Origin of the sequence: Metamycoplasma orale ATCC 23714 (assembly GCF_000420105.1) — a bacterium.
Lineage (GTDB): Bacteria > Bacillota_I > Bacilli_A > Mycoplasmatales > Metamycoplasmataceae > Metamycoplasma > Metamycoplasma orale.
The window spans coordinates 40,028-62,151 of record NZ_ATUH01000001.1; the positions used below are offsets into that span (position 1 = coordinate 40,028).

Genomic DNA, 22,124 nt, shown 5'->3' on the forward strand with positions numbered 1-22,124 from the left:
GAGTTTTAAAAGGTAATGAAAGAACATACAATTAATAAAAGATTTTGAATTCTAATTATTACAACAAATAGTTTCGTTGCACTAATACTTTTAAGTTTAGTATTTAATAATTATGAATTGATTGCCGGATTTTTGGCTGGATTTTTTTCATTAATGATTTATTTATTAATTAATAATCAATTATTTAAAAAAATGTTTAATAAGCAAAACTCGGCAATTAAAAGAAAAGCTACTTATACAGTTTTATTATTTCTTTTAATTTCATTAATGATGTTTCTAATAATTAGTTTATTTTTTTTAATTAATTATTTTTGCAAGAAACACATTAATGAAAACAAAAATCTTTTTTTATGGCCAATAAATTTCATAACCTTTAGTTTTCCATTTTTAGTTTTCATTGTTGCACTTGCAATTGATGCTTCACTAAATAAAAAGAAAGAATTACGAAAGGAATAAAATGGATGTTTTATTTGGCAAATTAAATAATTTTGGTCCAAAAGAAATTCAAGATAACCAATTTTTTACCCTAATAATTTTAGTGGCTATTGTTTTTGTTTTATCTTTATTAATCTATTTTGCTGTTAAAAATCAAAGAGCAGATAAAGCTCCTAATAATGGTGTTTTATTAGTTGAAAGTTTAGTTACTCTAAGTAATGACTATGCTGACAACTTAAGTGAAAATAGATTGAAAAAAGCAAACCCATATTTTATTTCTTTATTTATCTTTTTATTTTTTGGACATTTGATTTCATTACTTGGCTTTGTACCAGTAGGAAATTCAGTTTCTGTAATTTTTGCAGCAACTGCTGTTACTTGAATATCAATGGTACTTCTAGGATTTTATCATAGCAAAATTAAATATTTAATTAAATTGCTAAATCCAATCGAAATGGCAGGTAACTTTTCACCTTTAATTTCCTTAACATTTAGGTTATTTGGAAATATTACAGGCGGGATAGTTTTATTTGTTTTATTAAATAGTGCTTTAGATGGTTTATGAAAATCTATAATTAAATCATCCTCAGAAATGGCAATTGCTATGAACCCAATTAAAATGTTAATTACTCCAATACTTAATTTATATCTTGATATTTTTGTTGGAGCCATTCAAGCATTTGTCTTTATTACATTAACTATTTCTTATTGGTCCCAAGCTTCGGAAGAAGAAGTAAAAGAAAAAATCAAATCAAAAGTAAAACACGCAAAAGAAAAGTTATTGCAAAATGAAAATAAAGAACTTAATGGAGAACCCCAAGTTAATTTAATACAATAAAAATAATTATATAGAAAGGCTTAAAATGAACACATTAATTAATCAATTTAAAGCTGACCAAGCTAAAGATAACAACCTTGCATATGGTCTTACAGTTTGTGCAGCAGCAGCAGCTGTTTTTGGAGCTGCATTAGTATCAATGGCACAAGGAAAAGCAGTTGCTAAAGCAGTTGAAGCAATTGGAAAAAATCCTGAAGCTATGTCTAAAATTCGTTCAGTAATGATTATAGGTCTTGCAATTGTTGAAACAGGATCAATTTACTGTTTCCTTATAGCTTTAATGTTAATTTTCTCATAATAAATGAATAGCATTAATCAATTTAGTGTTGGGGAAGAAATTCAAAGAACCTTCCAAGGAATGAGTTTCAGTTGACCACACTTTCTAGCATCTTTAATAGCGCTTGCATTAGTAACATTAATAATTACATTATTAGTTTACAAGCCTATTAAAAAAATGTTAAAAGCTAGACATGACTTTATTCAAAAAAATATAGATGATTCTATAGCAGCTAAAGATAAAGCATCAAAAGTTGATGAAGAAATCGACAAGAAAATCCTTGATACAGATATGCAAGTAAACAATATGATTACTCAAGCAAAAACTGAAAGTGAAAAAATTATCAACGAAAGTATTGAACAAGCAAAAAAGCAAAGTGAGATTTTACTTACTCAGGCTAATATTTTAGTTGAAAAGAAATACAAGGATTTTGAGCAAGAACAAAAGAAAATCATAGTAGAAAATGCAGTTGAACTTGCTGAAAAAATTTTAAAAAGAGAATTAAAAGATAAAGATAACAAAAGATTAATTCAAGAAATGTTGGAAAACTAGTGGCAACAAATTCTATTAATGAAGTAATTTATAATTGGTCTTTTGCTTTATATTCTCTTGCAAGTGAAGAAAAAATATTAAATAAAATAAATACTGAAGTAGATACATTAATAAATGTATTAAAACAAAATAAAGAGTATCTATTCTACTTAAACTCATATTCATATTCAAGTGAATTTAAAAATAAATTAATTGATAAGGCTTTCAGTACATTTAATAAATATTTAGTAAATTTTATTAAGTTATGTATTGATGCTAACATTTCAAAATATCTTTTAGTTATTTTTAAAAAATATCGTGAATTTGCAAATAGTGAATTAAAAATTAAAAAAGGAATAGTTTATTCTATAACTCCACTAAGTGATCAAGAAATTAAAAAATTAGAAAAAATAATATCTGAAAAAATAAATTTTGAAGTGCAATTAATAAACATAATTGATGAACAATTATTAGCCGGTGTAAAAATTAAAGTCGAAGATTATGTACTTGATAACTCAATTAAGTCATATTTAGAAGCTTTTAAACATTACGAAGATAATAATGGAAAAGAGTAAAAATGCCAATAAAACCAAATGAATTATCAGAAATTATCAAAGATCAAATTAAGAACTTTGAAAAAGATGTTCGTGTTTTAGAAACAGGAAAAGTTATTGCCGTTGGTGACGGTATTGTTTTAGCTAGCGGACTTAACAATGTTGAATATGGTGAAATTGTAAAATTTGAATCAGGTATTTTAGGAATGGCTCTAAACTTAGAAGATGAAATTGTAGGTATAGTTGTTTTAGGAAATGATATTGCAATAGTTGAAGGATCTTCAATTACAAGAACTAACAAGCTTATATCAGCGCCTGTAGGCGATGCACTTTTAGGCAGAGTTATTGATGCACTTGGTAACCCAATTGACGGAAAAGGTAAAATAAAAATTGATAAGTATAATCCAATTTTTAAAATAGCGCCTGACGTTATGACTAGATCAGAAGTTAATGAACCTCTTAAAACCGGTATTTTAACTATTGACTCAATGATTCCTATTGGAAAAGGTCAACGTGAATTAATCATAGGGGATCGTCAAACTGGTAAAACTGCTATTGCAATAGATACAATTCTAAATCAAAAAGGTAAAGACGTATATTGTATATATGTTGCAATAGGACAAAAAACTTCAACTATTTCTCAAATAGTAAGCAATTTAGAAAAAAGAGATGCTCTAAAATATACAACTATTATTTCAGCATCTGCAGCAGATTCTTCACCATTACAATATGTAGCACCTTACACCGGTATTACTATTGCTGAAGAATGAATGTCTAAAGGTAAGAATGTTTTAATCATCTATGATGATTTGTCAAAACATGCAGTTGCTTATAGAACATTATCACTTTTATTAAGAAGACCTCCTGGACGTGAAGCTTACCCTGGTGATATTTTCTATTTACACTCGCAACTTTTAGAAAGAGCAGCAAAATTAAATAAAGAAAATGGAGGGGGCTCAATTACAGCTCTTCCTATTGTTGAAACTCAAGCAGAAGATATTTCGGCTTATATTCCAACAAATATTATTTCTATTACTGATGGTCAAATTTTTACCAAGGAAAGTTTATTTAATGCTGGACAACGTCCTGCTATTGATATTTCATACTCAGTTAGCCGGGTAGGATCAGCTGCTCAAAATACACTTATGAAAAAAGTTGTTTCAAGTTTGAAATTAGAACTTGCACAATATAATGAAATGTTAGCATTTGCTCAATTCGGATCAGATCTTGATGCAAGCACACGTGACATTCTAGATCATGGTGGAAAAGTATATGAACTTTTAAAACAAGATCAATATAGTCCATATTCAGAATTTGAACAATTAGTAATCTTATTTACTTCTAAATATAGATTAATTAATCCTATACCTAAAGATTCTATTTATAAATATAAATACGAACTTATTAAATACATTAAGCAAAATAAAGATACTTCTAAATTAATCTCAGTACTTGAATCGCCAAATACCAAGGCTTGAGATAATGATATTGTAGAAACTCTTTGAAATGCAATCAATGAATTTAATAATCAATTCGTTTCAGCAATTCCATTTTATAAAAAAGAAGATTATAAGCAACCTCCTAAACTTGAAAGTAAAAAATAGATGGCAAGTTTACAAAAAATTAAAAATAGAGTTGCAGTTATAGGATCAACAAAAAAAATTACAAAGGCAATGGAATTAATTTCAGCAGCTAAGTTTAGCAAAATTAAAAGAAATTTAGATTGTGTTAGAGATTATTATGAAAATGTTAAAAATATTTTTATAAATCTTATCAAACACACTGATACAAATATAAATGCATTGCTAAATGATAAACCATCTTGAAAATTTGAACGTGCAAGAAAACTATATATAGTTTTTGGTTCTGATGCTGGTCTTTGTGGCGCATATAATGCTAATATGCTAAAAAAGATAAATGAAGAAATCACTGATGAAGATATTTTAATATGTGTAGGATCAAACTTAGAAAAAATGCTAGCAAAGCGTCCCAACACACATATTATTCAATCTATTAAAGCAATCGGTGATGAACCCACGTTTGAAATTGCTAAATTAGTAGCAAGCAAAATTTATGAAGTTTTACAAATTTCAGATTTATTATCTATATCAATCATATACACAAAATATTTAAATCCTATTTTGTCGGAACCTAGAAAAAAAGATATCTTTCCAATTACATTTAATGAAGAAGAAATGAAAGAGATTGATAATTTTGAAATTGATGCAGATTCATTTGAACCTAGTCCAGAAATAATTTTAAAAAACTCTTTTGTTATATTTTTTGAAGCATCAATTTACTATGCACTTTATTCTTCTAAATTATCTGAAATGTCAATGAAAAGAACCGCAATGGAACAAGCAACTAAAAATGCAGACGATTTAATTAATAATCTAAAATTAGAATACAACAGAATACGTCAATCAAAAATTACTCAAGAAATAACTGAAATTGTCAGCGGATCTAACGTTGATAATTAGATAAGGAGCTAAAAATGCCAAAAGCAAAAAAATTAGAAAAAACTACGACAACTAAAATTTCAAAAACTAAAAGTAGTGATGACTATGGAGTTATTACTCAAATTTTAGGTTCAGTTATTGATGTTAGATTCTCTGAAGGTAAAATCCCTAATATGTTAAATGCTTTAGAAGTTGTTCTTGATGATAAAAATGCTCCTAAGCAAATTTTAGAAGTTGCTCAACAAATTGGTAATGATACTGTTAGAACTATTGCGATGAACTTAACAATAGGCCTTAGACGTGGAATGAAAGTTTTAGACTTAAAAGCACCTATTTCTGTTCCAGTTGGTGAAAGTGTTTTATCTAGAATGTTTGACGTTTTAGGTGATCCTATTGATGGAAAAGATAATAATTTTAAACTTAAAGCCCCTATTCATAGAGCTGCTCCTAATTATGAACAACAAAAACCAACCTTAGAAATATTTGAAACAGGAATAAAAGTTATTGACCTTTTAATGCCTTATATTAAAGGTGGAAAGATTGGTTTATTTGGTGGAGCTGGTGTTGGTAAAACTGTTTTAATTCAAGAATTAATTAATAACATTGTTAAAGAACATGGCGGACTTTCAGTATTTGCTGGTGTCGGTGAAAGAACTAGAGAAGGTAACGATTTATATAATGAAATGAAAGAAAGTGGTGTTTTAGAAAAAACAGCATTAGTATTTGGTCAAATGAATGAACCTCCTGGGGCTAGAATGAGAGCGCCATATACTGCTTTAACTATGGCTGAATATTTTAGAGATGAACTTGGACAAGATGTTTTATTATTTATCGATAATATATTTAGATTTACTCAAGCAGGTTCTGAAATTTCTGCTCTTTTGGGAAGAATGCCTTCTGCTGTTGGTTATCAACCAACCTTAGCAACCGAAATGGGACAATTACAAGAAAGAATAACTTCTACTAATAATGGCTCAATTACTTCAGTTCAAGCAGTATATGTACCAGCTGATGACTTAACTGACCCAGCGCCTGCTACTACATTTACTCACTTGGATGCAAAAACTGTTCTAGATAGAGATATAGCTGCTCTTGGAATTTATCCTGCAATAGACCCACTTGCTTCTTCATCACGTATAATGGATATTAATGTTGTTGGAATTGAACATTATTTAATTGCTAGAGAAGTTCAAAGTATTTTACAAAGATTTAAAGAACTTCAAGATATTATTGCAATTTTAGGTATGCATGAGTTAAATGACGAAGATAAGAAAATTGTTGCACGTGCTAGAAGAATTAGAAACTTTTTATCCCAACCATTCTTTGTTGCAGAAAAATTCTCAGGCATTAAAGGAAGATATATTTCTTTAAAGGAAAATTTACATTCATTTAAAGAAATCCTTTCTGGTAAATATGATGATTTACCTGAAGAAGCATTTCTTTATGTTGGAACTATTGAAGATGTTGTTGCGAAAGCAAACAGCATTAATGAAAAATTAAATAAATAAATTATGGAACAACAAAACAAAGATAATCTTCCTTTATTTCATATTGTTATTTCTACACCTTTAGGCATTTATTTAGATGAACAAGTTTATTTAGCAACTTTTAAAACTTCAGAAGGTTATCGTGGTCTTATGAAAAATGCCACTGAATTTATGGCCTCTATTGTTCCTTCTGAACTTTATATAGAGTTTACCAAAGATAAAAAAGAAACTTATTACGTTGGAAATGGAATTGTTTATTTTAAAGATAATCTACTTTCGATGATAATAAACGATATATCTAAAGAACCACTTAAAGTTGTTAATGTAGAAAAAGAAGAAGAACAACAAAAAAATGTCATTGTTGAACTGAAAATTAAACGTAATTTAAACAAATAATTATTCAAAAATATAACCATTTATCTTTTTTAAAAGCGGTTATATTTTTTATTTTATTTCATAAAATATACTAATTGATATCTTTAATTAATGTTTTTTTAACTTCGCCAACTCTTTTTGTTAAAAAAATACTAAAAAATATAAAATATATAATGCAATGTATGATCACAAGAATATAGAAAAAAAATGACAAAAATATTGAGATAAAAATAAAACCTTCAAAACTACAAATACTCGCAGTAAAAAAGCATATATTCTAGACATGTTTCCTTACCCTTCTGGCGCAGGATTACACGTGGGACATTTAGAAGGTTATACAGCTACAGATATTATCTCAAGATATAAACGTTTAACAGGACATGATGTACTCCACCCAATTGGTTGAGATGCTTTTGGCCTTCCTGCAGAACAATATGCTTTAAAAACAGGTAATCACCCTGCTGAATTTACTTTAAAGAATATTGATAATTTTAGAAGACAATTAAAATCAATGGGATTTTCTTATGATTATGATAAGGAAATAAATACCACTGATCCTAAATATTATTTTTGAACACAATGAATATTTAAAGAATTATATAAAGAAGGACTTGCTTCAATTGAAAACATCGATGTTAATTGATGTGAAGGATTAGGTACTGTTTTAGCTAACGAGGAAGTTTTAGAAAAAGATGGAAAAAGAGTTAGTGAAAGAGGATCTTTCCCTGTAATTAGAAAGCCTATGAAACAATGAGTTCTTAAGATAACAAAATATGCTGAAGAACTTTTAAATGGTCTTAATGAATTAAATTGACCTTCTTCTGTTATTAATCTTCAAAGAAACTGAATTGGTAAAAGTGAAGGATACAACGTATTTTGAAAAATTAAAAATTCAGTCACTTCAATTACAACATTTACAACTAGACTAGATACTATCTTTGGAGTTTCAGCAATAGTACTTTCTCCAGAACATCCTCAACTTTCAAAACTTATTACACCAACATTTAAAAAGATTGCAACTCAATATATTGAAGATTCTAAAACTAAAACAGATTTAGAAAGAAGTCAACTTAATAAAGACAAAACTGGTGTGTTTACAGGTTCATATGTAACTCACCCGCTTACTAAGAAAGATATTCCTATTTGAGTTAGTGATTATGTTTTACCTTCATATGGTTCAGGCGCATTAATGATGGTACCTGCTCATGATGAAAGAGATTTTGAATTTGCTAAAAAATTTGATTTAGAAATAATTCCTGTTATTGAAACTTCTGAACCTTTACCTTATTTAGGCGAAGGAAAACATATTAATTCAGATTTTGCTAATGGAAATAAAATTGAAACTGCAACTGATAAAATTTATACTGCACTTACTAAATTAAGACAAGCTAGAAGAATATGTAATTATAAATTACATGATTGAGTATTTTCAAGACAAAGATATTGAGGCGAACCATTTCCTGTTTTATATGATAAGGAAAACAATATTTATTTAGTTAAAGAACTTGTTGAACTTCCATATGTTACTAATATTAAACCTTCAGGTACTGGAGAAGGCCCTCTTGCAAATATTGAAACTTGAATGAATGTAAGAATTGGTAAGAAATTCTTTAGACACGACACAAATGTTATGCCTCAGTGAGCTGGATCTAGTTGATATTATTTAGCTTATATTCTAAAAAATGATGATGGAACTTATTTACCGCTTAATTCTGAGGAAGCAAAAAAACGTTTTGAAGAATGACTTCCGGTCGATTTATATATTGGTGGTCAAGAACATGCTGTATTGCATTTATTATATGCACGTTTCTGACATAGATTTTTATTCAATCAACAAGTAGTTCCTACTAAAGAACCTTTTGCTAAATTAATTAACCAAGGTTTAATCTTGGGCCCTGATGGCCAAAAAATGTCTAAGTCTTTAGGTAATGTAATTAACCCTGATGATATTGTTAAAGAATATGGAGCTGATGCTTTAAGAATATATGAAATGTTTATGGGACCTATTACTGAATCTAAGGCTTGAAGTACAGATTCTTTAGGCGGCATTAGAAAATGGTTAGATAAAGTTTATAATAAAATATCGTATTTTGCAAATTCACAAAATATAGATGTTACACTTCCTGAAAATAAAGAACTAGAAAGTAATATAAATGAATTAATTAGTGATTTTGAAGATTGCTTGGAAAATTATAAGTTTAACATTGCAATTAGTAAAATGATGGTATTTATTAATTATTTATCTAATCTAGAAAAAATAAATTCAACTTCTGCATTAATTAAATTTGTAATTCTTTTATCTTTATTTGCACCACATATTTCCGAAGAATTACTTTCTTTATTAAATCAAGATCCTATTCATTTACAAACTTGACCATATTGTGATAAATCTAAAATAATAAAGAAAAATCCTATTATAGGTATTCAAGTAAATGGTAAGGTTCGTGGCGAAATTGAAATATTGCCTGATTGAAATGAAGCTAAAATTTTAAAAGAAGCAGCTAAAGTTGAATCAGTTGCTAAATGACTAGAAGATAAGAAGATCATAAAGAAGATTTATAAAGAAGGAAAAATAATTAATTTTATAATTAATTAAATGAAACAAAAAAGTTAGGAGAATGTCCTAACTTTTTCAATTTAATATTAATAATAAATATTTTAAGTAGATTTAATTATTTATTTTTAGCAGCATAAGCGTCTAAACGACTTGCTTTTCTTGCACCATTGTTTGAATGTAAAATGCCTTTTGAAACAGCCTTATCAATTTCGTGGTGTGCTTTGGCAACTAATTCATTAGCATTTTTATTTTTTTCATCAATAGCAAATTTTGCTTTTTTAATAGCTGTTTTAACTGTTGATTTAACTGCTGAATTACGTTCGTTTGCTTTCTTTTCTGAAATAATTGATTTTTGTTTTGATTTGATATTTGCCATATTGCTTCTCCTTTTAAAAATAAATTATTTATATATTTTAACTTAATTTTTTATTTTTGCTATTTATTTAGTTAAAATATTTTTATATGGCTAAACAAGAAGAGATAATTAAATTTTTTGAAGTTAATGGAAAGCAATATCCAGTTAAAGTAATTTTTACCGAAAATTTAAAAACATATATGACTTTTGATAAGGGTTTTTATACTTTAAAAATTAGAAAGTTTTTTTTAAATACACCGCACACAGAAAAGTTTGTTGCTGATTCTATTAACAAATTATCTAAAGATGCAAAAAAAGAAAACTTGGCGATTAATTGAGTAGATAAATATTTTTATTTTTTAGGCAATAAAGTTTATTTTAATTATATGAATCATGAACTTAGTTTTACTTTAGATTCAAAAACTTATAAGGAAGTTTGTTTAGAAGAAATTGATGCAGAGAATTTTATTTGAGATATTTTATCTGAAAAACTATATCCTATTTTAGTAAATCTAGTTAATAAGCATTTGCCCAACATGGACCCTTATAAACAAATAAATGATTTTACAATTAAAGTTGTTACAAAAACATCTAATTGAGCTTGCATTATTAGACGTGAAAAAAGAATAATCTTTACTAAATATTTATCATTTTATGAAGAAAAAATGATTGAATCAGTAGTTGTACATGAACTTGCACATTTACAATATCATGGACATAACAAAGCATTCTATCAACTTGTAGAAAATAATTATCCCAATTATAAAGCAGTTACAAAAAAACTTAATCAACACATTTTTAAATTAACAAATGATTAATCTAATATAATTTAATGTATTAAAAGGAAAAGCAATGACTTTAGATAAAAAATATATTTTAGGAATTTCTTTAGGAATAGTTTGCTTAGCAATATTTATTGCTTTAATTTTTGTGATTAATTATTTACTTAAGCGAAATATGCAAAAGAAAGAAAGAGCTAAAAAAGAAAATTATGCTCCTTGTTTTAGTCTTTTAAAAAGATATTGTAATAAAAATAACTGAAGGTTTTTTAATGGAGTGGAATTTAAATTAAAATCACAAGTTATAAAAGCAAATGGTCCTATTTTATTATCAAAGCGTGCTTTAGTATTAACACACCCAATATATTTTGATACAAAGATTGATGGAAACTGCATCGAAAGAGAATGATATAAAATATCACCTAAAAATGAAAATAAACAAAAAGTATTTCCTAACCCACTTTTGAGTGATGAAATGATTATTAAAGATATCTTAGATATTTTTCCTAAAAATGTTCCTATTCTTTTAATGTTTATTTTAATAAATGAAGAAATTGAACATGATATTTATAATGTTCCGGGACATATAATTTTTACTAATCAATCACAACTTGAACAAGGTTTCAATGAAATTATTACTTCATTAGAAGAAACTTTAGATAATAAAACAATTGACGAGATTACAAAAAAGCTTGAATCGTTTCAAAAATAATACTTAGTAGTGCTCCATAGTGAGCATTTTTATTTTTTTTCTTAATTTTATATATAATTATATGTAAATTATATTAATCATTCAGTTATGATTTAAGTTAATTTTAAATAATATAAGGAGTAAAAATGGCAAACGAGGCTCAAGGGCAAAATTTGATTAAAAAGTTTTACATTCTAGAAAGAATGAATCCTAGCACAAAAGTATTAGGCTTTTATTTTAATCAAATTGGAATAAAAGAAGCTGCTAGAGGTTTTGTTAATTTTCTTGATGCACTAAAAGCATTTATTGCTACTGCTAAAGAAAGTAAAGAACAATGCATTCTTTACTTTCATAGACAAGGCGCATATAGAGGATTTGTTACATTAGAACAAGCAACTGCAATTCTTTTTAAATTAAGCAAAATTAAGGTAGATAATACAAAAATTATTGCTCAATTAGAAGCAAATAAAATGATTTCACCTTTAACTGCAAATAAATTTGCTAGTGAACAAACAATGGCTGTTGCTATTCAAGAATTCGACTTGGATGAAAAAGCAAAAGATGTTCAACTTTCATTAGTTTCACCAAATAAACCAATTGATGAAATTGTTATGGGAGATATTAAGGCAGAACTTCCAGGGTATACTGTTGAAATAAATAGAACTTTAATAAATGGAGAAGAACTAGATGTTTACTATTTAATTAAAAAAGGTCAAATAAAATCATCTGTATTTATTAAATCTATTTATGGCTTTGGAAAAACATTAAAAGTAAGTAAAGCAAGATCAATATTTGAAGATATTCAATTAAAAGCAAAACAAGAATTAAAAGAAAATACAAAATTTAGTGCTAAAGCTTGAACATTCTTTTCAGTATTTACAATTATTACAATATTAAATCTTGTTCTATTCATACTAGTTGTTATGAAATTAGTAAAATTAGGAAAATTTTAGTTAAAAAATAAAAATAAAATTTATAGGAGTTAAAAATGGCTAACGAAACACCACAACAAAAACCAGCTGCTACTACAGCACAATCACAAGCACAAGCACAAAAACCTGCTGCTCAACAAGCGCAAGTACAAAAAACAACAACTACTCAAACTGCACAAGCCCAAACACAAGGACAAACAGTTAAAAAATTCTATATTTTAGAAAGAACAAACCCTGTAACTAAAAAATTGGGATTCTATTTCAATGAAATAGGAACCAAAAACCCTGCAAGAGGATTTTTAAACTTTATTGATGCTTTAAAATCATTTATATTAGTAGGGAGAGAATCTAAAGTTCCATGTGTACTTTATTTTCACAGATTAGGTTCATATAGAGGATTTGTAACATTAGAACAAGCAAGTGTTATCCTTTATAAAATAAGTAAAATTAAAATTGATAATACAAAAATTATTGCTCAATTAGAAGCTAATAAGTTAATTCAACCTTTAACTGCAAACAAATATGCATCAGATACAACAATGGCTGTTGCTATTCAAGAATTTGACTTGGATGAAAAAGCAAAAGACGTAAAAATTACTGTATTAAGTCCATTAAAGAAAATTGATGAAATTGTTATGGGAGATATTAGAGCTGAACTTCCAGGCTTTACTGTTGAAATTGCTAAAATATTAATTAACGATGACAAATTAGATGTTTACTATGCAATTAAAAAAGATGCATCAAAATCATCTGTATTTATTAAATCATTATCAGGATTCGGTGGAAAAATTCAATTAAGTACTGCAAGAAGTATTTATGAAGATATGCAAATGAAATCACGTTCAGATAATAAATTAAGTGCTAAATTTGAATCAAAAGCATGAATATTCTTGAGCGTTTTATCAGTTGCTGCTGTTATTACATTTATATTGTTTGTGATTATTGCATTAAAAGTGTTCAAAATGAAATAATCCTTGAAAGTAACATTTCAAAATTAAATAAGAACACAAAATCATTTTGTGTTTTTATTTGCAAAAATTAACATAAAGACAAAAATTTTATATAATTATAAAAATCAAAATATGGTAAAATATTAAAGTTATTATTAAACGTTTGGACAGGATATAGATGAAAGGCTATACTATGGAGGTTAAACGCGTTTAATCATAAATTAAAGAATACTATATATAATTAAAAAATAAAATAAAAATTGAAAGGAATTTTAAATGGCTAAACAAGATTTTGACCGTTCAAAACCACACGTAAATATTGGTACAATCGGTCACGTTGACCACGGAAAAACTACCTTAACTGCTGCTATTGCTACAGTTTTATCTAAAAAAGGTCTTTCAGAAGCTAAAGCATATGATGCAATTGATAATGCTCCTGAAGAAAAAGCTCGTGGTATAACTATTAATACTTCACACATTGAATATAATACAGAAAAACGTCACTATGCACACGTTGACTGTCCAGGCCACGCTGACTATGTTAAAAACATGATTACTGGTGCTGCACAAATGGATGGTGCTATCTTAGTTGTTGCTGCAACTGATGGCCCTATGCCTCAAACTCGTGAACACATCCTTCTTGCAAAACAAGTTGGTGTTCCTAAAATCGTTGTTTTCTTAAACAAAATTGATATGTTTAAAGATGACGAAAGAGATGAAATGGTTGGACTTGTTGAAATGGATATTCGTGCATTATTATCAGAATATGGTTTCGACGGAGACAATGCGCCAATTATCGCTGGTTCTGCTCTTAAAGCATTACAAGGTGATCCAAAATATGAAAAAAATGTTTTAGAATTAATGGATGCTGTTGATAAATATATCGATGAACCTGTTAGAGAAATCGACAAACCATTCTTAATGGCTGTTGAAGACGTATTCACCATTACAGGTCGTGGTACTGTTGCTACAGGTAGAGTTGAAAGAGGTGTTCTTCAAATTAACGAAGAAGTTGAAATTGTTGGACTTAAACCTACCAAAAAAACTACCGTTACTGGAATTGAAATGTTTAGAAAGAATCTTAAACAAGCTCAAGCTGGTGACAATGCTGGTTTATTACTTCGTGGTATTGAAAGAGACGAAGTTGAACGTGGACAAGTTATAGCAAAACCTAAAACAATTATTCCACATACAAAGTTTGAAGCAACTGTGTATGTTCTTAAAAAAGAAGAAGGTGGACGTCATACTCCATTCTTCCACAACTATAAACCACAATTTTATTTCCGTACAACCGACGTTACTGGCTCAATCGAATTTAAACCTGGACGTGAAATGGTTATGCCTGGAGATAACGTTGAATTAACAGTTACATTACTTGCACCAATTGCTGTTGAAGAAGGAACTAAATTCTCAATCCGTGAAGGTGGAAGAACTGTTGGTGCTGGTACAGTAACCAAAATTCTTAAATAATATATTTCAAATTAAAATAACCCATTTGGGTTATTTTTCTTTTCTTTTTGCTTTTGAATGCGGTATTATCATTTATTTTTTTAAAATTTAGTAAAATTAATTACATTATGAAGAAGAAATTATTGTTTGGTTTGACCCCTATTATATTAGCAGCACCTTTTAGTGCAATTTCATGCAAACAAAAACCAGAACTATCTAAGCCAAAAGATGATTCTAATTTTGAAAATTACTTAACGGCATTTAATAAATTAGAACTTAAAGATTTAAATTTATACAATGATAAAAATATTTTGAATAAAGACATTAAAAATCTTGAAGCTTATAGTCCCACTGATTTTTATAAAAAGTATTTATATAATCAAGACCTAGACATTATGCTTAAGTTAGTTACTATTGCTAAAGAAAGCCAATATTATTCTTTAATAGGCAATGACCCAACTTCAGATTTTTCTAAAAAGTATGAAGTTGTAATATATGGAAGAAATTCTTTAGATAATTTAACAATTCCATTGGAACTTGCTTTAATGCCAAAAAATTCAACTTATAAATATAAAAATCAAGACTTTAAATATTATTTTTATTATGCAAGAAAATATATTAATATCAGCGGTTTTAAAGATGAAGCTATTAAGATTGCAAAAGCTGAAAAGCAAAAAAGAACTAATACTATAATTTCTATAGCCGTTCCTTCGGCTGCTTTATTAGCATTAATTTTATATATTTCAATTAAAATAAGAATTAATAAAAAAAAGAGGTATTAAACGTGTTTAGACTAACAAGTGATAAATTATCAGTAGTGTTTGCTGATGTCGATGGAACACTATACAACATAGATAAAGGTGCTACTCCAGAAACTATTTATGATATTAATTTTTTAAAAGATAATAATGGACATTTTAATTTGTGCACTGGAAACCCTTATCTAGAAAGAATGGCAAAGCTATGCAATGACTTAAAAGTTAATTATATAATTGCTTCTTCTGGAGCACATATCTATGATGTTGCTGCTCAAAAAACTTTATTTAAAGCATTAATCAAATTTAAAGATTATGCTTATATTATTGATTTAATTTTAAAAAATGATTTTCAAATGGTCTTTTGAGATGAAGAAGAATACTACCTTTTAAAGAAAAATCATGTTTGAAATGAAGAAATATTGTATTATCATTTTCTGCTAGAAAAGACTAAAAAAGAAAAAGTGTTATATTATTCAGGAAAACCAAAAGACGTGCTCAAAATTGAAATATACGCAGATAACAAAGATTATAATTCTGAAAGCCTTAATGCATTTTATAAAAAAATAAAAGATGATAAAAATTTAGATATAACACTTACTTCAATAAATATTGAAATCCAAGCAAAGAATATTAATAAAGGAAGTGGTGTTTCTTGAATGCTAAATAATATTTATAAAAAATATGGTTTAGTTGCAAATGATATAATGACTATTGGCGATAGCAACAATGATATTTCAATGTTAAAGTTAACTGAGTATTCATATGCGATGGCAAATGCAAACCAAAATGTCAAAGCAAATGCAAAATATCATACTAGTGCTGTTGAACAAAATGGTTTAGGCGAAGCTATACTTGATTATTTATATAGATCAAAAAATCTTGCTAGAAAATACATGTTTCATGAATTTGAAGATAAAGGAGGACATAATGAATAGAAGAGAAAAAGATATGGAAGTTAAAAACTCCTTAACACATAATGTAACTTGCTTAATTACTAATGCTACAAAATCTTTAATTACTAATTTAGAAAATACCAAAATTGAAAACAATAGTCCAGAGTTAATTTTTGATAATTCAGAAGTTTTAGACTATGAAAGTCATGCAAAGAAAGATTTATTTCTAATTAACTCTTTAAGCATATCATTTGAAGAAAATTTAACATTTGCTCACATAATTAAGATTATTAAATCTTGTTTGGGCATTAAAAAAGAAGATTATGCTAAATATCCTTCATATGTATTTTCTTGAAATTTAGGCAATGTAAAAAAACAATGAATCATAAAAGAAAATTACTCTATTTTTGATAAAGATACAGACAATCTTATCTTTTTTAGTCCGACACTTAAAATTAGCGATTGAAAATTTAATGTTACTAATTTTCAACCAGCAACAATAAAAATTAATGAAGAAATTCAAAAAGTAGTTTATTTATGTATTTTGATTAATGGACATAAAAATATTTTTACATTAAACTTTCAAAATCATAATGAGTCAATTCAACCTGATGGAAGATATTTTTCATTTTCCTTATTAGATGTTGACTTTGAAATTACTAATCAAAAAGATTTACTTAATAAAGATGATAAACAAGTATTTGAAAATAACTTTGCATTAAATATATTAAACGATAAGACGTTTTCAAGAGAACAAAATCTTCAAACATTAGAAACTTTAGTTTTTAATGAATCTATTCTAGGGCTATTAGAAAGTAATGTTAATATAACCAATATTCAAGATTCATTAATTTGATCAACTTCATATAAAAAAGATATTATTAAGCAATTAAAATTAAATTCAAGCAATGATTTTCTAAAAGATAAATTATTTGATTCTAAGGTTATGAAACAAATTTTAGACAGCTTAGATATTAGCAAATATCCTGTTATTGATCCAAGTAGACAAGCAAAAAACTTTGTTTATTATCTAGAAGCACCAAAAGATATGCCTCAAATGAGAGATAATTCAACCGATGAATTAGATTTGTCTTCGTTATTAGATTTTTTTAAAAATGAAAAAGAAGAAACTGAAAAAGAAATAGCCAATCATTCAGGCTTACCAGATATATTTAAAAATCCTGATGAAATTCTTGAAAAAATGGTTGAAGAAATTTATTTTGTAAGTAAAAAAATGGGCTTAAGTGATAATGAAATGGCTGATAATTTCTTAGAAAATTTTAAGGAAATTGAAATGTTTTCGCCAGGGGGCTTTGCAAGTAAACAAGAAGCAGAAGAATTTAAGAAAAAAATAATTGATATCATAAAAAAAGTTGTTTCTAAGAATAAAAATATTAATAGAGAGCCTAATGAAGATATATTTGAAAATATAGAAAAACAAATAGAAAAGAATAAAAAAATTATAGACAATATAAAAGATGATTTTGATCAAGAACATGATTACGATGATTATTTAATTAATAAGAAAAAAGGCGATGACAAGAAGGAGATAAATTAGAATGGCAAAAGGTACATTTGAAGATTTTAAAACATTAAAAAATCAAAACGTTTATTACAAATTAACTTTAAAACGTTCTTCCAAAATGCCAAACATTTTTACAAAATTAAATTCAAGTAAAGAACAGTTTCAAGATGTTAAAGCATTTAATAAGAATGGAACATTTCTTAGCGGTAAAAATAAAGACCTAACTATGTTTGTAAGTCCTTCTATGACTTTCACTAATTTGATTTCTTTATTAAAAATAGTATTGTGAATTGAAGGCAATACAAGTTTTGATGCTTATATTACAATAGATGATAAACTTTGAGTTTCTGAATTAAAAAACATTTTTGCGCCGTCTTTTTTAGAAGAAGAAAAAACATATTATAGAATTCCTGAAAATGAATGCATTTATAAATATTTATATAATGCTTCATTAAAGTCATCAACCGCTTCATTAAAATTTACATTTTGTGACATGGTAAATTTACCTAACACATATGATATTTTTGTAGATTTTCAAACTTTTAGTTTTAATAGTAAACATTGTTTTACAGCTTATTCATTTGGCTTGTCTAAATATAATCTTGCAATTGAAGAAAAAGCTAGTGATATTATTGACAAAGCAGAAAAAGATCAAATATCTTTTATGACAAAATTCAAAGCAAATAATCAGATTGCATCTTGATGTCGTTATATGGATAATTATTTAGACAAAGCTAAAAGTAATTGGTTGCCAATAGATTCTCGTTGCACTTTTGATTATTATTTTTTAAATGAATATTTTAAAGACACATATCTTAAAAATGCAAACCCTTCTCCAGAAATTTTAGATATTTTTTATAATGCTGAGGCTTGAAAAAATATTTCAAAAGAACTATGAGAAAGAATTTATGTTAATAACAATTTTTATAAATTATATTCTGATATTTATGAACCACAACTTACTGAAAAAGATTTCTTAGTTTTTGAAAAGAAATATAATGATGATTTTATAAATAAAATTAATTTAGATTCTAAAGATATTAATAATGTAATTGAGTTTACTTTAAAAGAAGTTAAGCATATTTCGAAATCAAATTTAAATGATTATAATGAGAAAGAATTTAAATTAGCATTTTCAGTTATTAGTCGTATATCAGAAAAATGTTTTTCTAATAAAAGAAATATGCAAGAAGCTTTTTATATTTTTTATCATATAAGATCAAAAGTTTTTGAACAAATTTCTTCAAAAGAAATAAAAAAATATTCAGAAATTTTAAATCAAGTTCATTTTCTTTTGGCTAATAAATATTTGGGTGAATATTTAGCATATTCATCACAACTAGATGATATGTATCATGATTTTTTAGATATTCCTAATGAATATATTTCAAAATCAAAAAAGAAAAAATCAGATATTAATTAAAGCAAATTAAGGAGGCACTAAAAATGGAAGATAAGATTGTAATAAAAAATGCAAGGGAAAACAATCTTAAAAGTGTAAGTTTAGAAATACCAAGAAATAAGTTTGTTGTTTTTAGTGGCCTTAGTGGCTCTGGTAAATCTTCTTTAGCTTTTAGTACTATTTACGAAGAAGGAAAAAGAAGATATGTTGATAGTTTATCAAACTATGCTCGTCAATTTTTAGGTGGAACTAAAAAACCAAATGTTGAAAGTATTGATGGTCTAAGTCCTGCTATATCTATTGAACAAAAAACAATTCATAACAATCCAAGAAGTATAGTTGGTACTATAACTGAAATATATGACTATTTAAGACTTTTATATGCTCATATTGGTATACCTTATTGTCCAAATCATAAATGTCCAATTTCAGCTCAAAAATTAAAAAATATTATTGATGCTGTTTTTCAATATCCTGAAGGACAAAAAATGTATATTTTGTCCCCTGTTGTAATAAATCAAAAAGGATCTCATCAAATTCTTTTATCAAAGATAAAAAGAGACGGATTTTTACGTGTTAAAATTAATGGCGAAATTTTTCTTTTGGATAAAGATATCACATTAGATAAAAATAAAAAGTGAACAATTGAAATAGTTATTGATCGTCTTTCTTTAGCTAAAGATAGCTTAAGCAGAATATCAGAAGCTATTGAAATTGCATTAAATTATTCAAATGGTTTTGTTTCAATTGAACCATTTGACGGTCAAACGAAAATGTTTTCTATTCAACATAGTTGCTCGTTTGGTGATTTTGATATGCCAAAAATTGAACCTAAATTATTTTCATTTAACTCGCCTAGTGGAATGTGTGAAAATTGTAAAGGTTTAGGTGTTTTACAAAAAGTTGATTTTGATTTGCTTGCGCCTGACAAAACATTATCAATAAAAGAAGGTGGAATTAAATACTTTAAAAATTTAGTTAATAGCCAAAATTTAGAGTGACAAGAATTTAAAGTACTATTAGATTATTATAATATCCCATTAGATAAACCCTTAGAAGATTTAGATGATGAACAAATTGAAATAATAAAACATGGTTCATATGAAGAAATTCAATATAGTAGAAAAACAGCCAGTTCAGGAAGCGTGCTTGAATCTAATCGTCAAATAGAAGGTATTGTAGATAAAATAGAACGTAAATACCATGAAACTACATCTGAAGAAATGCGTAAGTGATATAAAAGTTATATGACTGATAAACCTTGTTTAGTATGTAACCAAGAACGTTTAAATAAATATGCTTTGGCAGTTAGAATAGATAAATACAATATTTATGAACTTTGTAATTTAGCAATTGATGAGTTATACGAGTTTATTACTAAACTTAATTTATCTGATTATGATAAAGAAGTTAGTTCATTAATTATCGATGAGTTAGAACATCGTCTTAAGTTTTTGATTAATGTTGGTTTACAATATTTAACTTTAAATAGAAAAGCAGAAACCCTTTCAGGTGGAGAATCTCAAAGAATTAGACTAGCAACTCAAATAGGTTCTAATTTAGTCGGTGTACTTTATGTTTTAGATGAACCTTCTATTGGCCTTCACCAAAAAGACAATCAACTACTTTTAAATAGTTTAAAACAAATGGTTGAAATTGGAAATAGTTTAATTGTTGTTGAACATGACGAAGATACAATTAGGCAAGCAGATTATATTGTAGATATTGGTCCTCTTGCTGGCGAACAAGGTGGAAAAATAGTTGCTGCTGGAAGTCTAAGCGATATTTGTAATTGTAAAGAATCATTAACAGGTAAATATTTATCGGGTGAGCTTAAAATTGAGGTACCCAAAACTAGAAGAAGTGGTAATGGCAAAGTTTTAAAATTATTTAATGCAACGACAAATAATTTAAAAAACATTGATGTTTCTTTTCCGCTTGGCAAATTTATAGCAATTACAGGAGTATCAGGTTCAGGTAAATCTACTTTAATTAATGAAGAGCTAATTAGCAATTTAAATAATTATTTAAAATCACCAAGTTATGATTATCGTAAAGAAAAGAAGTTAGCTGGACATTTTAATATTGATGCGGTAATAAATGTTGATCAAAGTCCAATTGGAAGAACACCTAGATCTAATCCTGCTACTTATACTTCTTTATTTGATGATATTAGAGAAATATTTGCTAATGTTGAAGAAGCAAAAGAAAAAGGTTTTACTAAATCACGTTTTTCATTTAATGTACCTGGCGGAAGATGCGATAAATGTTGTGGAGATGGAACTATTAAAATTGAAATGCATTTCTTGCCTGATGTATATGTAGAATGCGATCACTGTGATGGTAAAAGATATAATGCAGAAACTTTAGAAATCAAATACCATGGTAAAACTATTAATGATGTTTTAAATATGTCAGTCGATGAAGCGTACAGCTTTTTTATAACAAAACCTAAGTTAAGAGATAAACTTGAATTACTTGTAAGTGTTGGACTTGGATATATTAAGTTAGGTCAATCTTCTATAACCCTTTCAGGTGGAGAAGCACAAAGAGTTAAATTAGCAACCTACTTACAAAGAAAACCTACTGGTAAATCACTTTATATTTTAGATGAACCTACCACAGGTCTACATACTCATGACGTTAAGAACCTTTTAACTATATTAAATAAAATAGTTGATAATGGTGATACTTTAATTGTAATAGAACATAATTTAGATGTTATTAAGTGTGCTGATCATATAATTGATTTAGGTCCTGATGGGGGTAAAGCTGGCGGAAGAATAATAGCTTCAGGAACACCTGAACAAGTAGCTACTAATGAAATTTCATATACTGCTAAATACTTAAAAGAAATATTAAAGAAATAAAAAAATT

General features: G+C 27.0%; 21 protein-coding genes. 20 read left to right on the forward strand and 1 reads right to left on the reverse strand.

Annotation, left to right across the window (positions count from 1 at the left end; genetic code table 4):
- The first annotated feature begins 15 nt into the window (after positions 1–15).
- From F795_RS0100155 to leuS, 10 genes are all read left to right on the forward strand, one after another.
- A complete protein-coding gene (locus F795_RS0100155; RefSeq protein ID WP_022935727.1) occupies positions 16–456 on the forward strand; it encodes a hypothetical protein in 441 nt (146 codons plus the stop codon).
- A gap of 1 nt (position 457) precedes the next feature.
- A complete protein-coding gene (locus F795_RS06065) occupies positions 458–1,273 on the forward strand; it encodes a F0F1 ATP synthase subunit A (RefSeq protein ID WP_022935728.1) in 816 nt (271 codons plus the stop codon).
- 25 nt (positions 1,274–1,298) lie between these two features.
- Positions 1,299–1,571: an ATP synthase subunit C gene (locus F795_RS0100165; RefSeq protein ID WP_022935729.1), complete on the forward strand. Its 273-nt coding sequence runs from the start codon at positions 1,299–1,301 to the stop codon at positions 1,569–1,571.
- A 3-nt stretch (positions 1,572–1,574) separates the two neighbouring features.
- Positions 1,575–2,102, forward strand: coding sequence for a F0F1 ATP synthase subunit B family protein (locus F795_RS0100170; RefSeq protein ID WP_022935730.1), 528 nt, complete (start codon positions 1,575–1,577; stop codon positions 2,100–2,102).
- On the forward strand, positions 2,102–2,656 hold the full coding sequence (locus F795_RS03290; RefSeq protein WP_022935731.1) for a F0F1 ATP synthase subunit delta: 555 nt from the start codon (positions 2,102–2,104) through the stop codon (positions 2,654–2,656). The genes F795_RS0100170 and F795_RS03290 overlap by 1 nt, the downstream gene beginning before the upstream one ends.
- Before the next feature lie 2 nt (positions 2,657–2,658).
- Positions 2,659–4,239 carry a F0F1 ATP synthase subunit alpha gene (gene atpA, locus F795_RS0100180; RefSeq protein ID WP_022935732.1) on the forward strand — a complete coding sequence of 527 codons (1,581 nt, stop codon included), beginning with the start codon at positions 2,659–2,661 and terminating at the stop codon, positions 4,237–4,239.
- Entirely contained in the window at positions 4,240–5,115 is an 876-nt protein-coding gene (gene atpG / locus F795_RS0100185) for an ATP synthase F1 subunit gamma (protein WP_022935733.1), read from the forward strand.
- Positions 5,116–5,129: 14 nt separating this feature from the next.
- Complete coding sequence (gene atpD / locus F795_RS0100190; protein WP_022935734.1) at positions 5,130–6,602, forward strand: F0F1 ATP synthase subunit beta; 1,473 nt, start codon at positions 5,130–5,132, stop codon at positions 6,600–6,602.
- Between the two features lie 3 nt (positions 6,603–6,605).
- Complete coding sequence (locus tag F795_RS0100195) at positions 6,606–6,977, forward strand: ATP synthase subunit epsilon (protein WP_022935735.1); 372 nt, start codon at positions 6,606–6,608, stop codon at positions 6,975–6,977.
- Between the two features lie 157 nt (positions 6,978–7,134).
- On the forward strand, positions 7,135–9,552 hold the full coding sequence (leuS, locus tag F795_RS0100200; protein ID WP_022935736.1) for a leucine--tRNA ligase: 2,418 nt from the start codon (positions 7,135–7,137) through the stop codon (positions 9,550–9,552).
- Positions 9,553–9,628: 76 nt separating this feature from the next.
- Here leuS and rpsT read toward each other — a convergent pair whose 3' ends face one another.
- On the reverse strand, positions 9,629–9,889 hold the full coding sequence (gene rpsT, locus F795_RS0100205; RefSeq protein ID WP_022935737.1) for a 30S ribosomal protein S20: 261 nt from the start codon (positions 9,887–9,889) through the stop codon (positions 9,629–9,631).
- A gap of 86 nt (positions 9,890–9,975) precedes the next feature.
- Here rpsT and F795_RS06070 point away from each other — a divergent pair, with 86 nt between their 5' ends.
- From F795_RS06070 to uvrA, 10 genes are all read left to right on the forward strand, one after another.
- Positions 9,976–10,686, forward strand: coding sequence for a M48 metallopeptidase family protein (locus tag F795_RS06070; RefSeq protein ID WP_022935738.1), 711 nt, complete (start codon positions 9,976–9,978; stop codon positions 10,684–10,686).
- Between the two features lie 34 nt (positions 10,687–10,720).
- On the forward strand, positions 10,721–11,359 hold the full coding sequence (locus tag F795_RS06075; protein WP_022935739.1) for a hypothetical protein: 639 nt from the start codon (positions 10,721–10,723) through the stop codon (positions 11,357–11,359).
- A gap of 125 nt (positions 11,360–11,484) precedes the next feature.
- Positions 11,485–12,291 (forward strand): hypothetical protein, encoded by an 807-nt coding sequence (locus F795_RS0100220; protein WP_022935740.1) that lies wholly within the window; start codon positions 11,485–11,487, stop codon positions 12,289–12,291.
- A 35-nt stretch (positions 12,292–12,326) separates the two neighbouring features.
- The gene (locus tag F795_RS0100225; protein ID WP_022935741.1) at positions 12,327–13,241 is read left to right on the forward strand and encodes a hypothetical protein; all 915 of its coding nucleotides are present in this window, start codon (positions 12,327–12,329) and stop codon (positions 13,239–13,241) included.
- Positions 13,242–13,496: 255 nt separating this feature from the next.
- A complete protein-coding gene (tuf, locus tag F795_RS0100230; RefSeq protein WP_022935742.1) occupies positions 13,497–14,690 on the forward strand; it encodes an elongation factor Tu in 1,194 nt (397 codons plus the stop codon).
- Between the two features lie 107 nt (positions 14,691–14,797).
- Positions 14,798–15,451 carry a hypothetical protein gene (locus F795_RS0100235; protein ID WP_022935743.1) on the forward strand — a complete coding sequence of 218 codons (654 nt, stop codon included), beginning with the start codon at positions 14,798–14,800 and terminating at the stop codon, positions 15,449–15,451.
- A 2-nt stretch (positions 15,452–15,453) separates the two neighbouring features.
- Positions 15,454–16,362, forward strand: a complete 909-nt coding sequence (locus F795_RS06080; RefSeq protein ID WP_022935744.1) for a Cof-type HAD-IIB family hydrolase — start codon at positions 15,454–15,456, stop codon at positions 16,360–16,362.
- Positions 16,355–17,878, forward strand: coding sequence for a hypothetical protein (locus F795_RS06085; RefSeq protein ID WP_022935745.1), 1,524 nt, complete (start codon positions 16,355–16,357; stop codon positions 17,876–17,878). Before F795_RS06080 ends, F795_RS06085 begins: the two co-directional genes overlap by 8 nt.
- Position 17,879: 1 nt before the next feature.
- Positions 17,880–19,268, forward strand: a complete 1,389-nt coding sequence (locus tag F795_RS06090) for a transcriptional regulator (protein ID WP_022935746.1) — start codon at positions 17,880–17,882, stop codon at positions 19,266–19,268.
- Between the two features lie 23 nt (positions 19,269–19,291).
- On the forward strand, positions 19,292–22,117 hold the full coding sequence (gene uvrA, locus F795_RS06095) for an excinuclease ABC subunit UvrA (protein WP_022935747.1): 2,826 nt from the start codon (positions 19,292–19,294) through the stop codon (positions 22,115–22,117).
- Positions 22,118–22,124: the final 7 nt, after the last annotated feature.